The sequence below is a fragment of the Mesorhizobium sp. M7D.F.Ca.US.004.01.2.1 genome, from assembly GCF_003997785.1.
Taxonomy (GTDB): domain Bacteria; phylum Pseudomonadota; class Alphaproteobacteria; order Rhizobiales; family Rhizobiaceae; genus Mesorhizobium; species Mesorhizobium loti.
Genome location: NZ_RZRQ01000010.1, coordinates 33,160 through 46,074, shown reverse-complemented (window position 1 = coordinate 46,074; position 12,915 = coordinate 33,160). Strand labels below are relative to the sequence as shown.

Here is a 12,915-nt window from a genome sequence, read left to right as displayed (position 1 = left end):
GAGAAAAAGATCGACCTCGTCGTCGTTGGCCCGGAAGGGCCGCTGGTCGCCGGCATTGCCGACGATCTGCGCGCGCAAGGCATCCGCGTTTTCGGACCCTCAAAGGCTGCGGCACAGCTGGAGGGTTCGAAAGGTTTCACCAAGGATCTCTGCGCCCGCTACAACATCCCGACCGCCGCCTATGGCCGGTTCAGTGATCTGGCCTCCGCCAAAGCCTATCTCGAAAAGACCGGCGCGCCGATTGTCATCAAGGCCGATGGCCTCGCCGCTGGCAAGGGCGTGACCGTCGCCATGACACTGGACGAGGCGCGGGCAGCACTTGATGCCTGTTTCGACGGTTCCTTCGGCGCGGCCGGCGCGGAAGTTGTGGTCGAGGAGTTCATGACCGGCGAGGAGGCGAGTTTCTTCTGCCTCTGCGACGGCACCACAGCACTTCCCTTCGGCACCGCGCAGGACCACAAGCGGGTCGGCGATGGCGACACCGGCCCCAACACCGGCGGCATGGGCGCCTATTCGCCGGCCCCGGTGATGACGCCGGAACTGGTCGAGCGCACCATGCGCGAGATCATCGAGCCAACCATGCGCGGCATGGCGGAACTTGGCGCGCCTTTCTCCGGCGTGCTGTTCGCCGGGCTGATGATCACGGACAAAGGCCCGAAGCTGATCGAATACAACACCCGTTTCGGCGACCCGGAATGCCAGGTGCTGGTGATGCGGCTGAAGGACGATCTGCTGGTCCTGCTCAACGCCGCCGTGGACGGTCAGCTGGCGCACACTTCCATACGCTGGCGCGACGAGGCCGCACTGACCGTGGTAATGGCGGCGAGGGGCTATCCCGGCACGCCGGAAAAAGGCTCCGTGATCCGTGGCGTCGAGCAGGCGGCGAGCGATGGCGTCCAGATCTTCCACGCCGGCACCGCCATCAATGGCGGCGCGCTGGTCGCCAATGGCGGCCGCGTCCTCAACGTCACGGCATCAGGCGCCACGGTCGGCGAGGCGCAGGCGCGGGCCTATGCCGCGCTCGACCGCATCGACTGGCCGGACGGGTTCTGCCGCCGTGACATCGGCTGGCAGGCCGTGGCACGCGAACAGGGAAACTGAAGTTCCGTATTGGCTTACCGCTGGCCGCGATCGAGTTCGGTTGAAGCGGTGCTGAGTGGATCGGCTGCGGCAAAGGCAGCGTCGAGTTGTGCGGGCGAACGCTGTTCGGTCCGCTTCCAGGCGACATATTGGACAATGCCGAAGCCCGGCCGCCGCGGCACCGTCTTCACGACTGGCATGCGGAAGCCGTCGCGAAACCTCGTCCAGCGCGTGCCCAACGCCACAATCATTTCCTCGAAGGTCGGCGGCGCCGCCACCGAGGCGTAGGTGATGGTGACATTGCCGGCGAGGCCGGCTTCGCGTGAGACAGGCAGCGGTATCGAGGCGAGATAGTCGGGCGGCACATCGATGAGCCCACCGAACGGCCATTGCGCTCGCAGTGTGGCGGCGTCCGTCGGCGCGACATTGACGTCGATGTCGTTAGGCGTGCCGGCGACCCTGTAAGGGCAGCGGAACCGGCCGCAATTGGCTTGCGCCGAAAACTGCCACAGTGCGTAGCCTTGCCAGTTGCCCATCGGAAAATGCACGTCGATGTCGGACTTGTAGCGCGCATACCAGAGCGGCAGCCGCGACAGCAGCCTGTATCTGTAGCTGTTATCGGCGATGTACTGGGCCGTCTTGCCGTTGGTGTAGAGCACCGGGAAACGGCCGATACGCCGATGCACCTGGCGCACGAACTCCTCGGCATCGTCGAGCGACATCCATTGCGAGGGATCATTGCCTTCGATGTCGAGAGCCATGAGATCGTCCGGTGCGGGCTCGGCGAAATCGAGGAAATTGTTGGCCTGCTCGACCGGATTGCCGGGACGGGCAAGGTGATAGGCTCCCCATTTCATTCCGAGCGCCTTGGCAACCACCCGGCGCGTCTGGAACAGTTCGCGCGTCACCGCATGGCGTTTCCATAGCGCCTTGCAGAGCTTCACCTCGGTGTCGCCGCCCAAACAGAAATAGGGCGGCGGCATGCCGTCGGACGCCTTGTTGATGAAGCCGACGACCCGCTTGTCGGTGGCGAGCTGGGCCCAGTCGATGGAATTGTATTCATAGGCATCGACGATGAGGGCGCGGTCAGCGTTCTTCCACGGCTCGGAAAAATCCGAGGCCTTTGCCGCCGTCGACAGCGCCATCGTCGCCGCGAGTGCGAGAAGCGCTGTGCGGCGAAGGAGCCGCGCCGTCCTTTTCAAACAGGGAATCCCCGTTGATCAAAGGTAGATGCTGAACCGCTATGGTTAAGGATTTGCTTTCGGGGGCCGGCGTCAGGAAAGCTGGCGTCGCATCAGCGGCTAGAATTCAAACGGGTCCGGCGCAGGCTCCTGCCGCAGCGTGCCTTCGGCGGCGCGTTTACGGTGGTGGGCGAGGGAGCATTGCGGTGAACACAATATGCCGCGATCCGACCAGTAGGCGGCACCGTGTTCCAGTCTGCCCTCATGGTAGCAGAACCCTTCCGCTCGATAGGGCAGGCCGCATTCGATGCAACGATAGGCGTCGGGTCTGGCAAGCATGGCAGGGGTTCCGGTCGGCTGGTTCTGATCTGTCGCCGGTTGATTTGATCCGGCGTCGATTGAATTTAATACGCGCCGCCGCAATTGCAAAATCCGCGTGACAAAATTTGACGTTTACGTAAAAAATGCGTATGGCCTTGAAGGCCTTGGGGAATAGGTGCATTTTGGCGTTGATTTTGCTGCGTTCTTCTGGCTGAGTGTTCGTCAGTGTTCACATGAGGTCAGGTGCGTGCAAGCGACCTTTGTGGGATGCATTGTGGGGTCAACGCAACACAAGGGGCATAAATTATGGCACGTGGAATTAATCGACTGACCGACCGCGAGGTGAAGGCGTTCAAGGGTCCGGGCAGGGTGGCCGACGGTGGCGGCCTTTATTGGAACGGCGCAACGTTCTCGTTCCTGTACACGTCGCCTGTCACCGGCAAGCGCCGAGAGGCCGGCTTAGGGGCTGTCACGCTGGCACAGGCTCGCGCCAAGGCGACGGATCATCGCGACGTGCTCGCCACGGGCCTTGACCCTATCCAGGTCGTTAAAGCGGCTAAGCAAGCCGGCATGACGTTCCTTGAACTAGCCGCCGAGACGTTCAATGTTTTGAAGCCCAAGTGGCGTCATCTCGACCGTGAACAGGTCAAGTGGGATCGAGCAATCGAGGCCTGCAAGGCGATCCACGGCGACCCTGTGGCACAGATCACGGTCGAGGACATTCGGCTTGTCTTGAAGCCCTTCGATGACCGCGTTCCGCAGAAGCGCTTCGTCCTGTCGGTCATTCGGCGCGTGTTCGATGTCGCCGTCGCCAAGGGCCTTCGATCCGGCAACCCGGCCGTCGCTCGCATCATTGCCCACGTCACCCCGCTCGATCACACGACGACACACAACAAATCGCTGCCCTACCGCGCCGTACCGTCGTTTTGCGAGGGGTTGAGGACGAGGGCGACGTTAGCTGCACGCGCGCTTGAGTTCATCATTTTAACCGGGGCGCGCAAGACGGAGGCGACACAGGCGAAATGGCCCGAGTTCGATCTGAATGAGGGTGTCTGGCATATCCCGGCGTCACGCATGAAGAACAAGCGTCCCCATGATGTTCCGCTGACGGATCGCGCCATGCAGATCATTCGACACCAGCTCCATGAACGTATCGGCGATCATGCCTTTGTGTTCCCCGGCTCCCGTGGCGGTCGCGGCAAACGCGCTGACCACCTGTCAGCATCGGCCTTCCTGCATCTGACACCAGGCGACGTGACCGTCCACGGCTTTCGTTCATCGCTGCGCGAGTATCTTGGCGACGAGACGGACGTGTCATATGAGACGGCCGAAGAAACGATCTCGCATCGTGTCGGCGACCGCACCGCGTCGAGCTATCGCCGGGCATCTGGCCTCGCCAAACGCCGCGCCGCGCTAACGTATTGGCATGATTTTGTGATGTCCGTTCCGAAGCAAAACAGCGACCAGGATCAAATCGCGCAAACAATCCAACTCGCTAAGGATGCCGCGGCATGATCGATCCCATGAATGACCCAACAAACGCCGCCACGCTCAACGCCAAACAGTCGGCCAAGCTGCTTGGTGTTGGCCGCACACGATGGTGGCAGCTTCGCAAACAGTTCGGCCTGCAAAGGGTCGCATGGTCGAGCGAGGGCCGCCCGCGCTATCGCCGTGAGGACGTGCTGGCGATCCGCGAAAAGGTGCCGCGTGAAGACGGATTGATTGAAGGCTCACCAGAATGGCTGGCTGAGATAACGCGCCTCGCTCAGGAAGCAGCCGAAGCGGCTGGCGAGCCGGGACGGTAGGCGCATCGGCGGTCGAGGGGGGCAATGGGGTTGAAGTTGCTCGCCTAGCACTGGTTCGTTATGCTGGCCGGCCAAATGGGGGAAATAGAATGAGTCAGGCTGTAGTTGTGCCGACTGACAAGCTGAGCATTACCAAGAAACAGCAGGGATGTTACGTCTTTTCAAGGGATCAATTAACTGCCATATCGGCGACTATTCAAAAGCACATTGGAAAGCTTCCGACAGTAACCATTGAATTGATGAATGAAAGGTCGATAACTTCAGACAACATTGATGAGTTGCTAAAGGATCCTTTCATCGAATCCAGCAGAATTTCATCTATTAGCTACAGCGTTTTTGAGTACAATATACCTAATAGGGTAAGCGTTCGGCTGCGCGAGACGTGGATGGCGCCAGTAAGCTACGAAATTTCTGGAGAAAGAAACGTCTGCCTAGCGTTGGAGCAGAGCATAACGAGTGTGATAGGAGCCTCTAAGAAGTGGTACACCTGGATCAACGTACACAATTATCCGGGTTTGTTGCAGATGGCTATCGTTTTCCCTCTGGCAGCAGGCGTTGGTATACTTGTGGCACTTCCTTTCTCCAAGGCAGGTGACGCTAAGCCCCCAGGAATATTTTTTTTCGTATTTGCGGCATTAATCTTCGGAATCCCGTGGGCGAGCGGTAAGGTAATACCTAAGACTGTATTTAATTTCGGGCGAGGCCGTATTGTCTATGAGCGGATTTCCAGCCCGCCAAAATGGTTCTTTTCAGCTATAATATTGGGCCTTTTGGCTACGTTTTTTCGAGACGAGATTTTGACGGCCATCAAATCGTTCTTTTAAAGAGATTCCGCGAAGCTTTGCGGCCGCCTCTCACTCCTCCCTAAAATCCTGCAGTGAGGCATGCCTCAAGTCGTCCTCGCCACGCAAGTGCTTCACGCGCCCTATTAGCCCCGGCTTGACCCATTGCGTCGCTGGCCGCTTCATTCCCTTCGGCGCAAGCCCGGTGTGTTCCTGTACGCGCTGCCAAAGTCGTTCGCGGATTGCGCGGCTCGAGTTGATAAAGGCCGAACCGACGTATCGCCCGGTCTTCCTGTCGGCCATCAGAGCGAAGGCTGGCTTGCCGGCCTCACGCTCCACTCCGAGAAGATCGAACTCATCGACGCTGTAGCACTTCGCCTTTAGCCAACTCGTCGAGTTGCCGCTCCGGTATTTGCTGTCCCGACGCTTCGACACCATGCCTTCCAGGCCAGCTTGGTCGACAAGGTGGTAGATCGCCATGGCATCGCCGGGCAGCGCCTGACTGAACTGGATGCGTCTGTCTGGCGGGATCATGCTTTCGAGTATTTCCCGGCGGTCGTCCAGAGCCATGTCGCGCAGATCGTGCCCGTTGAGGTGCAGGAGATCGAAGGCCACGAAATACAGGTCGTGCTGGCGACGCGTGATAGCCTTTCGAAGCTCGCCAAAGTCCGACAGCCCGGCCTCATTCAGAACGATGATCTCGCCATCAATGATCGCGCTTTCGACGTCCAGGGTCTTCGCTGCGGCTGCGAGGTCGCGATACTTCGCCGTCCAGTCGAGGCCGCGGCGCGTGTAAATGCGCGTGCCAGTCTCATCAATGATCATCTGCGAGCGGTAGCCGTCGAACTTGACTTCATGAATCCAGCCCGGGCCTTCGGGAGGCTTCTCCACAAGGGTGGGCATCAGCGGCTCAATGAACTTCAAAGTCATACGCAAACTCGGACAGGACCGAATTTAAATTAGATAAAGCTAAAATGGTTGCAAGGGCGTGCATGCCACAGGGGTGGGGGGCGTTGCTGTGCCTACCGCTAACAGAGGTCTTTCTGAAAGACTTAATCGCGGCATGGGTGTATCGAAAGCTTGGCAAACAAGAGGGGTAATCAGTGTCAACAAATTCGCTTCTTATGATCGCTGTCACTGTGGGAACTGCCGCCGCAGGCGCCCTCTTCGGATATATCGGCTATCGCTCAGGGGGAAAGCAGGTCGAGAGGCTTTACGAGCGCAAGAGGCGGTTAGACGCAATACTAAATAAATACGAAATTCACAAAGAAGATCGAACCGCAATTGCCGATATTGTTCTGATGAATGATAAGCCAGATACGCAGGTTTATGAAATAAATGTCAGATCAAAGTACGCTACACTGTTGATTGCCATCAGCGGAACTATAGCAATTCTAGCATTGACATTACAAAGTTTTGCAAAAATTTGGCAGGATATAAAAGAATTAATAGACACTTTGATTCCGTCCGCTTATGGGGCAACAACCGCAGTTGATCCACCCGTTAAGGTTGACCTTTCTTGGATGGTTCCGTGGGTCATCCTGCTGATCCTTGTTGTTATGGCCCTCGCCTTCCTGGGTTCCATGATAGTCCTTTTGACTACGAAAGACATTCCCGAAAACCAGGCAAAGTTAAAGGCCGCTACCGATATCGTGAAAACGTTCGGCGGCTTCTTCTCAGGAATAGCGACGACTGCTCTGAGCGGTGCTCTTCACTGATCGACTAGCATATGGTGAACAGACACGGAACAAACCGTTGCAATGCTCACTTGGCGTCGGTATCGTATCGCATGGCCGGGTGGACGTTCGCATCATTGATCGAGCACGACATGAAAGTGACGGCGCATTGCCTGCACTGTAACCATTCGCAAACGCTCGACCTAGAGGCGCTGCGCGAACGGTACGGTGCGGACGCGCCAGCGATGGCAACCGACCTGGCCCCTCGAATGAAGTGCACGGCCTGCAAGAAGCGTGCGGTCGGTTTCAGCTATACGCCCGACTATGTGCAAGCCGACGCCAAGAGGATCGGCAACGCCTATGCGAAGGCGAGGGACGGGCGCTAACAGGGGGCGACTAAACGAACGCGCGTCTTGTCACTCCGCCTCCAAAGGGGCAAGGGCTGCCTCGGCGGCCTTATAGATCCGCTCATCGCGAGCCGTTTTTCGAGCCTTGTCGAAAAGTTTGTGCGCGTCCGCAATCGCTTTCGATTGATCCTGGGAAATCGGGATCCTGTACATCCGCCCGCGAATGCGGCTCCGCAGTTCCACAAGTCCCCTTCTTTCGTCAACGACCAGTTTGGCCTTGCCGGTTGATAGCACGCCCCTTACCCAGCTTAGTACCCTGAATTCCATCGCTATCCCCTCCCAGAGAAAGGGGCCATGATACCAGAAATGGATTTGCAGGCTAGGTTGGGCGCAGTAGGCGCTAATGCCCTCCCCATAACGCCACCACGGCGACGAGATACGACACGGCGAGCATTGCATAGGCGAACTGGAGGAGGGTCATCGGTGCGCGAATCCTTTTCGCTGATTTCAGATGACCGACTCATTTATACTCTTGCCGGGCCGAAACTATTAACAAACCCTTTATTCCAACCGACAAATTTGCGGGACAGGGCGCGGTCAGCGCGCGTTCGATGTCGGGGGTATGTCGTGTCGCATCGAACGCGGCGACCCCACGTGCTGACGCCCTGTGGTCGGAATGCGGTAGGTTTGCCCGGCAGGCGTCGCGCCCCGGGGACTATACCTTCGACTTCCGCCATCCTGCCCACCACGCTTCCCATTGTGAGCAGAACCAGCGTTCGCCCTTGGCCGGGTTTACCACTGTCTCGTCGTAATATCGCTGGCCAGGAATGTGGTAGATGCGCTCGCCTGTCTCGACGCTGATATTGCCTTTGATGTTGCAGCCATTTGGCGCGCTGGACTCGCCTTGCCGATGCACCGTCGGAAGGGGGTGCTGCTCAGTAGGCGGGACGAAGTAGCTGGCAGCGGCAACACCGCACAACAGAACCGGAATTAGCGCCCGCTGCTCCAGCAACGAACGTCTACGCCTTCTCTTCGGCCGAGAAGCCTTTTGCCCTTGGAGTCCCATACCCCTCTCCCGAAGAGAGAATGGGACTAACCGCGATGCAAGTCCAGATACACCCAACATGCAGGCCGCCAGTGCCTGCATGTTGGGTCGATCATTCGCCAGGGTTCAGCGGCTTATGCCACCACCATGGTGCCGGTATCTGTTCGGGCATAGGCGGCACGCCCCTTCAACATGGAAACTTCTCGGCCAGAATCTTCCGTACCAAATAGAAACCAACCTCGCTTCGTTCCTCTGGATGTTGGTCAAGGTAGAGCGCGACGGCTTCGGCCGCAGAAAGGCCGTTGATCATACCGGTGCAAAAGGCTGGCTGCGGGTCTCCGGAAATCGCGTTGTAGGAAACCTTTAGACCGCTGTACAAATCCATTACGCCTACTACATACCCGTAGCACATGCCGGCCGACCAAGCTTCCTGAGTACTGTTCGCTTGACCGTTGTTCCGCCTCACTGAGAGGTAGATGCGGCAAGCATCGTTAAGCTGTTCGCCGGTTACATAGAAGCCAGCAACTTTCCCTTCCTGCGTCATCGCGACGCCTGGCGTCAGAAGTGCTGCACCGACCAGCGCCAGAGCAGTCAATCTTGCGATCATCGTCAAAGAGTATCTCCCGTCTGTTCGAGGACAACAGATAGGGTGAGCCTCCAACCCTTCCGCCGCAAGGGTTCGACCGTACAGCGCCGCCAACCGCGCTGTGGGGCAAAGTGTGGAGGCAGTCAATCGGCGAGGGCGGCGACGCCTTGGTAGTCCTGACGCCGCGCGGCTTAGTTGCCGTTTTACGGGAAAGCGGCGGCTTGAGGGACGCGGCTGATTTGTCCCGTCAAAAGGCGGGTTCATACTGCTCCGCAGGGCGAGCCGGATAGTTCGATCCGTCATCGTGAAGCTTGATCTCTACCACGTCGCTGTCCAGCCGAGCGAAGATCGCCGATATCGGCTGATCGCCTGTGAACGTATATGAGAGCTCTTCGAAGTATCTCAACCAGCGCGGGCTTCCCTCCGAATCTTGACCGTCCGGTATCGACCGCAGAGCCTTGGCGACGACGACATAGCGCTTCATCCAGAATCCCTCTTAGCTGATTTGATCTGGCAGGATAGCACGGCCTACGAGAGTGTTGCAGTGGCGAAGACGTTTGCACGGAAGGGGCGCCGCGCAGCGCGGGAATTTGATCTTGACTGCTTAAGTTGTCGAGCGATCAGCGAATTACTGCCGTTTCGGTGCTGATTTGCTGTGTGACCCTGTGTGCTCCCAGTTGTTCACCCCAAAAGCGCCTCGAAAGCCCTTGTGTGACCCTGTGTGACCCTTGTGACCCTTGGTTTAAAACAGTAGGGGGAGAAAATGTGAGGCAAATTATTCACATAGGAACTGTTCGTGTGACCCTGTGACCCTACACACACGGGTCACACACAGTTTTTCGGTGCTGTGTGACCCTTCTTTTTCATTCTTGTTCGGCACTTTTAATTAACTGCGCAGCGAAAGCACGCCTGTCCGCTTGAGGCAATGATTGATGCCACCACCCGAGAAGAGGGTTCACATCTCGCCCTAAACCTTCGCCGCGAACCTTCGCTTTCTCAAAACCAAGCACCGTCAAAATATCCGCCATCATGCCTTCGTCCTTGCGGTCGAGCCGCGTATCCTGGAACCCGAGGACATCGCGAAGCACAACGCCAACGTTCTTGATGAACGTCAAAGGGATCGGCCTTTTGTGTTGAGGCCGCCAATTCCCATTGATTATGTGCCCTGTATGGGTCAGCCAATTTGCGATAACAGGCTCCAATGGGTGCTGCTTGCGCCTCTCCTCCGCGCTCTCTTTCTGCATGCCGATCAGCAGGGTCTCGCCCTTGCCAATGTGCCAGCGCTCCCCGCCGTGATAACGTCTAACCGCTTCACCCCACAACTGCCCGACCACCGCGTGAAAGGCGTCCAGGTCAATGGCGCCGCAGCGGGCACCCCACATGCGCCGAGCGCCGGTTGGATCGTTCAGATATTCGCTCGGGTTCATCGTCATCGCCAGCCCGAACTGCCGCTTGTGCTTGTTCATCGAGCGCCCGTAAGGATCGCGGTATTCGTCATCGGTGCGGGTGATGAATTCCTTCTGCTCGTCCTGTTCGGTTTTCCGCGTGGTGACGCCTTCGGCAAACTCGACAATCAATTTACCGCGCACCTTCATTAGGCTGTCACGGTCGTTCATCTTGCCTGTGAACGAGCAGTAATATTCTGGTCGTCCTGCAAGCGTTCGGAGGATCGTGGTTTTACCTTCACCTTGGCCGCCCTCGAAACACAACACGTTATCGAACTGGCATCCGGGCTCAAACACGCGGGCGGCGACGCCAATCAGCCATCGAGCGCCGTATACACGGGTTAAAGGGCTGTCCTCGACCCCGCAGATATCGGTCAACCAGGTGTCAATGCGCTTTTTGCCGTCATAACGAGCGGCGGCGATGTTGAACGATTGCTGCATGCTGTTGATCCGCGTTTCCATGGCGACTGACATGATGCAGCGGTAAAGCAGATTTTGTTCGATGGAATTGAACCCGTACTTGCGCTGTAGGTGTTCCGACAGGCGGGTATAATCTGCTTCGTCATGAAGGTACGGCGTCGGCGATTTATGCCAGTCAAGCGATGTATTCTCGTCTCGCTTACATACTTGAATGTCATGTCTAAATTCATCGAAAATCAAACGGCAGAATGATCCGCTGCGAAACGTATCATGCAGGTTCATTTCTATACTGGCTGCGAAACCATCCCTGTTGATGCGAAGGATCGGCATGCCAGACTTAACAATCTCGGTCTTTGCTGAATTCCTGGCGTCGGCGTATGCCTTGGCGTACCACGTCCGCACTTGCGCAAGCGTCATCTTGGCAGTGCCGGTCCTCTCGATGATGTCGCGAACAACTTGCTCCGCGACAGGGCGCTTCGGATCGACCTGCTGCATGGCGAACTTGGCCAAGATCTTTTCAACGTCCGAAATCGTCGCTCCGGCATTGAGGTTCAGGATGTCTTGCTCGACCAGATCATAGGGTGATGCATTATCCAGTTTCGCTTGCTTGTCGGCGGCGTCTTGTGCGGCCTGTTCGGCACTCGATATCGGCGGCGCTGGCGGCGCGAGACCCATTAGCGCCCAATCATCGGCATCCAGGTCGCGGCCGGGTATGGGAGGCGGAGGTGGCGGCGCAGGCGGAACGACGTCCACACGGTCATCCGCGTCATCAACAGGCGCCTGCGGTGCCGCAGGGATCGGCGGCGGCGCTGGTGGGGCCTTCGAAGGCGGGACACAGTACCCGGCCTTTTCGTGAAAGACATATTCCGGGCTGTGCGTGCCTTGGCACAGCGCACATTTAGTCTCGGTCATCGCAATCCCGTCCATGTGTGTCTCGCGTCGAATTGTTGCGAGTATCCACCACATGGGTTCGAGGATCGCGGGTTTGCTGGATCGCTGCAGAGAGCGACGTTCGGACTATTGAACTGACACGCATAGCCGGTCAAGCCTGCGATGTGACGGGCTTCACGATGCCGAAATGCACCATCAGTTTTTGCATGTCCTCGACACGCAAGGTCGTGCCTGGATTGCGCACGAAATGGTTCAGCTTGTTGTAGGTCAGACCTACTTCAAGCGACAGCTGCCCGCGATTGCTGTTCTGCACTCGCTGGCGGATGTATTCATTGACGGCGACGAGATCGAGGGGCAAGGGTTCGCCGTGATGGATATCAGCATCGTCATATGCTTTCGAGCAAGTATTCACTGCATTCTCCTTTTTATATTTCGCCTATACTTGTAAACTGCCGATTTGTAAAAATTTGATATTGACATTGTTACGCGCATTCGAATATATTTGTCAATAGCTACGAACGACGTTGTTTCAGGCGATGTCAGAGTTATTTAACCGGATCAAATAACTAGTAAGGATATAGTATGAACCTCACACCAGATAACCTTCGCACCATTACGCATGAGATCGTAAAGGATCAGCCGAACGTCGATTCTCACAAGCTGATGGCGTCAATGGTTCGCACCGTGATCCGGCTTAACGGCTGGAATGCCTCCGAGGCATACCAATGGCTCGGATTTGTCGCTCACAATTACCGTGAAGCCATCGAGAAGGAATGCGGTGCATGACCAACCTTTTCAAAACCCTATCTGGCCATCCATTCCCGCAGCCGCTGCCGGCATGGCACGATCCGCACGACCGACGCCTGCCAACCGGCACCCACCGAGTCGCCATCATTCATTCCGAACTGCGCCGCGAGACAGGCGACACCTTCCCCTATTGCGTGTTCCGTTCGATGGTCTTCGGCAAGGGGCGCTTCGGCGGGTTCACCATCGATGAAATCTTCCGACTCAACGATCCGAACCCGAACGTGAAGAACGACGAGTGGCAACGCTTCGAAATGCTCTGCCACGCAGTCGAGGTGCTCCAGGTAACCAACACCGTTCAGATGTATGGTAGGCCGTATGAGGTCGACATTCTCACGGTGGGCCGCACTTCAATCGTGCAGGCGTACAAGTCCGTGAAACCGGATGCGATCAAGCTTCACGCACCCGGCACGGTCGAGGAAGAGAACAGCGCCTATTGGCAGGCGAAAGCGATTGCCGACGCGACAGCCGAACAGCAGACCGAGGAACACGCTCAGGCGTTCGCTTTGGCGTTGCACGACCGTTGAATTCT

17 protein-coding genes are annotated in these 12,915 nt (G+C 57.5%); 8 read left to right on the top strand and 9 right to left on the bottom strand.

Features of this window, described 5'->3' with window-relative positions:
- The coding region (purD, locus tag EN993_RS03950) for a phosphoribosylamine--glycine ligase (protein WP_127262437.1) at positions 1-1,101 on the top strand (1,101 nt) is incomplete at its 5' end.
- A 14-nt stretch (positions 1,102-1,115) separates the two neighbouring features.
- On the opposite strand, the gene EN993_RS03945 is transcribed toward purD, so the two are convergent.
- Complete coding sequence (locus EN993_RS03945; RefSeq protein WP_127262439.1) at positions 1,116-2,225, bottom strand: glycoside hydrolase family 25 protein; 1,110 nt, start codon at positions 2,223-2,225, stop codon at positions 1,116-1,118.
- A gap of 156 nt (positions 2,226-2,381) precedes the next feature.
- A complete protein-coding gene (locus tag EN993_RS03940) occupies positions 2,382-2,600 on the bottom strand; it encodes a hypothetical protein (RefSeq protein ID WP_127262436.1) in 219 nt (72 codons plus the stop codon).
- Positions 2,601-2,888: 288 nt separating this feature from the next.
- Between EN993_RS03940 and EN993_RS03935 the strand changes: the two genes are divergently transcribed.
- From EN993_RS03935 to EN993_RS03925, 3 genes are all read left to right on the top strand, one after another.
- Complete coding sequence (locus EN993_RS03935; RefSeq protein WP_127262435.1) at positions 2,889-4,097, top strand: site-specific integrase; 1,209 nt, start codon at positions 2,889-2,891, stop codon at positions 4,095-4,097.
- Between the two features lie 8 nt (positions 4,098-4,105).
- On the top strand, positions 4,106-4,387 hold the full coding sequence (locus EN993_RS03930; RefSeq protein WP_127262434.1) for a hypothetical protein: 282 nt from the start codon (positions 4,106-4,108) through the stop codon (positions 4,385-4,387).
- Between the two features lie 89 nt (positions 4,388-4,476).
- Entirely contained in the window at positions 4,477-5,211 is a 735-nt protein-coding gene (locus EN993_RS03925; RefSeq protein WP_127262433.1) for a hypothetical protein, read from the top strand.
- Positions 5,212-5,241: 30 nt separating this feature from the next.
- Here EN993_RS03925 and EN993_RS03920 read toward each other — a convergent pair whose 3' ends face one another.
- Positions 5,242-6,099, bottom strand: a complete 858-nt coding sequence (locus EN993_RS03920; RefSeq protein ID WP_127262432.1) for an ATP-dependent DNA ligase — start codon at positions 6,097-6,099, stop codon at positions 5,242-5,244.
- Between the two features lie 173 nt (positions 6,100-6,272).
- On the opposite strand from EN993_RS03920, the gene EN993_RS03915 reads away from it, so the two are divergent.
- Together EN993_RS03915 and EN993_RS03910 are read left to right on the top strand one after the other, a co-directional pair.
- On the top strand, positions 6,273-6,887 hold the full coding sequence (locus tag EN993_RS03915; protein WP_127373139.1) for a hypothetical protein: 615 nt from the start codon (positions 6,273-6,275) through the stop codon (positions 6,885-6,887).
- A 95-nt stretch (positions 6,888-6,982) separates the two neighbouring features.
- Entirely contained in the window at positions 6,983-7,231 is a 249-nt protein-coding gene (locus EN993_RS03910) for a hypothetical protein (protein WP_245468624.1), read from the top strand.
- 30 nt (positions 7,232-7,261) lie between these two features.
- Here the strand turns inward: EN993_RS03910 and EN993_RS03905 are convergent, their stop codons facing one another.
- The 6 genes from EN993_RS03905 to EN993_RS03880 all read right to left on the bottom strand — a co-directional run bounded on the left by EN993_RS03905 (position 7,262) and on the right by EN993_RS03880 (position 11,991).
- Positions 7,262-7,519 (bottom strand): hypothetical protein, encoded by a 258-nt coding sequence (locus tag EN993_RS03905; protein WP_127262430.1) that lies wholly within the window; start codon positions 7,517-7,519, stop codon positions 7,262-7,264.
- 388 nt (positions 7,520-7,907) lie between these two features.
- Positions 7,908-8,258 (bottom strand): hypothetical protein, encoded by a 351-nt coding sequence (locus EN993_RS03900; protein WP_127262429.1) that lies wholly within the window; start codon positions 8,256-8,258, stop codon positions 7,908-7,910.
- Positions 8,259-8,424: 166 nt separating this feature from the next.
- Entirely contained in the window at positions 8,425-8,844 is a 420-nt protein-coding gene (locus EN993_RS03895; protein ID WP_245468626.1) for a Rap1a/Tai family immunity protein, read from the bottom strand.
- Between the two features lie 226 nt (positions 8,845-9,070).
- Positions 9,071-9,307: a hypothetical protein gene (locus EN993_RS03890; protein WP_127262427.1), complete on the bottom strand. Its 237-nt coding sequence runs from the start codon at positions 9,305-9,307 to the stop codon at positions 9,071-9,073.
- A 379-nt stretch (positions 9,308-9,686) separates the two neighbouring features.
- The gene (locus EN993_RS03885) at positions 9,687-11,615 is read right to left on the bottom strand and encodes a virulence-associated E family protein (RefSeq protein ID WP_164757528.1); all 1,929 of its coding nucleotides are present in this window, start codon (positions 11,613-11,615) and stop codon (positions 9,687-9,689) included.
- Between the two features lie 115 nt (positions 11,616-11,730).
- Positions 11,731-11,991 carry a hypothetical protein gene (locus EN993_RS03880; protein ID WP_127262425.1) on the bottom strand — a complete coding sequence of 87 codons (261 nt, stop codon included), beginning with the start codon at positions 11,989-11,991 and terminating at the stop codon, positions 11,731-11,733.
- A 170-nt stretch (positions 11,992-12,161) separates the two neighbouring features.
- Here EN993_RS03880 and EN993_RS03875 point away from each other — a divergent pair, with 170 nt between their 5' ends.
- Both EN993_RS03875 and EN993_RS03870 read left to right on the top strand, forming a co-directional pair.
- The gene (locus EN993_RS03875; protein ID WP_127262424.1) at positions 12,162-12,365 is read left to right on the top strand and encodes a hypothetical protein; all 204 of its coding nucleotides are present in this window, start codon (positions 12,162-12,164) and stop codon (positions 12,363-12,365) included.
- Entirely contained in the window at positions 12,362-12,910 is a 549-nt protein-coding gene (locus EN993_RS03870; RefSeq protein WP_127262423.1) for a hypothetical protein, read from the top strand. The genes EN993_RS03875 and EN993_RS03870 overlap by 4 nt, the downstream gene beginning before the upstream one ends.
- Positions 12,911-12,915 lie beyond the last annotated feature (5 nt).

What these genes read in the sequence shown, in the direction of transcription:
- EN993_RS03945 (WP_127262439.1), bottom strand. Translation starts at nt 2,225, where the DNA reads ATGGCGCTGTCGACGGCGGCAAAGGCCTCGGATTTTTCCGAGCCGTGG.
- EN993_RS03940 (WP_127262436.1), bottom strand. Translation starts at nt 2,600, where the DNA reads ATGCTTGCCAGACCCGACGCCTATCGTTGCATCGAATGCGGCCTGCCC.
- EN993_RS03935 (WP_127262435.1), top strand. Translation starts at nt 2,889, where the DNA reads ATGGCACGTGGAATTAATCGACTGACCGACCGCGAGGTGAAGGCGTTC.
- EN993_RS03930 (WP_127262434.1), top strand. Translation starts at nt 4,106, where the DNA reads ATGAATGACCCAACAAACGCCGCCACGCTCAACGCCAAACAGTCGGCC.
- EN993_RS03925 (WP_127262433.1), top strand. Translation starts at nt 4,477, where the DNA reads ATGAGTCAGGCTGTAGTTGTGCCGACTGACAAGCTGAGCATTACCAAG.
- EN993_RS03920 (WP_127262432.1), bottom strand. Translation starts at nt 6,099, where the DNA reads ATGACTTTGAAGTTCATTGAGCCGCTGATGCCCACCCTTGTGGAGAAG.
- EN993_RS03905 (WP_127262430.1), bottom strand. Translation starts at nt 7,519, where the DNA reads ATGGAATTCAGGGTACTAAGCTGGGTAAGGGGCGTGCTATCAACCGGC.
- EN993_RS03900 (WP_127262429.1), bottom strand. Translation starts at nt 8,258, where the DNA reads ATGGGACTCCAAGGGCAAAAGGCTTCTCGGCCGAAGAGAAGGCGTAGA.
- EN993_RS03895 (WP_245468626.1), bottom strand. Translation starts at nt 8,844, where the DNA reads ATGATCGCAAGATTGACTGCTCTGGCGCTGGTCGGTGCAGCACTTCTG.
- EN993_RS03890 (WP_127262427.1), bottom strand. Translation starts at nt 9,307, where the DNA reads ATGAAGCGCTATGTCGTCGTCGCCAAGGCTCTGCGGTCGATACCGGAC.
- EN993_RS03885 (WP_164757528.1), bottom strand. Translation starts at nt 11,615, where the DNA reads ATGGACGGGATTGCGATGACCGAGACTAAATGTGCGCTGTGCCAAGGC.
- EN993_RS03875 (WP_127262424.1), top strand. Translation starts at nt 12,162, where the DNA reads ATGAACCTCACACCAGATAACCTTCGCACCATTACGCATGAGATCGTA.
- EN993_RS03870 (WP_127262423.1), top strand. Translation starts at nt 12,362, where the DNA reads ATGACCAACCTTTTCAAAACCCTATCTGGCCATCCATTCCCGCAGCCG.